The sequence below is a fragment of the Rhizobium sp. 01T444 genome (genome assembly GCF_056398305.1).
This window is the reverse complement of sequence record NZ_JBFTPD010000283.1, coordinates 1-599: the sequence shown is the minus strand read 5'-3', so window position 1 is coordinate 599 and position 599 is coordinate 1. Positions and strand designations below refer to the sequence as shown.

1 protein-coding gene is annotated in these 599 nt (G+C 62.1%); it reads left to right on the top strand.

All coding sequences use genetic code 11. The features are described from left to right. Positions 1-262 precede the first annotated feature (262 nt). Positions 263-599 (top strand): SDR family NAD(P)-dependent oxidoreductase (locus AC1DTN_RS38465; protein WP_477925454.1); only part of this gene is annotated, 337 nt, incomplete at its 3' end.

Here is a 599-nt window from a genome sequence, read left to right as displayed (position 1 = left end):
CCGCCTTGCGCGTGCGCGCCCTGATCGACTTCCTCACCGAGGAACTGGCGGCCAGCCATTCTCCAAAGACATGAGAGTGCGCGATGCGCCGCCCTGTCGACGACAGGACGGTCGACGCGCTCATTCGATCGCCGCGCGCAACACTGTCTGCCGGGTGGCAGGTATTTCATCTCGCGGGTCACGCACCTAGATTCGGAGCTCGGTCATTCCTGATCGAAGAGCATTTCGCCACTCACATCGGCGACAGACATCCATCCRAATCATGARCACACAGCAAAAAGTCGCCATCGTCACTGGCGCATCCCAAGGCATCGGCGCGGCATTGGTMAAGGCCTTTCGCGATCGCAACTACCGCGTCATCGCCACCTCGCGATCCATCAAGGCTTCCGATGATCCCGACATCCTCACGGTCGCGGGCGACATCGGCTCGGCCGACACCGCCAGGCGCATCGTCGCGCAAGGCCTCGAACGCTTCGGGCGCATCGACTCGCTCGTCAACAACGCGGGCATCTTCGTCGCCAAGCCCTTCACCCAATACACGGAGTCCGACTTCGCATCGAAGATCGCGACCAACGTCGCGGGCTTCTTCCACATCACCC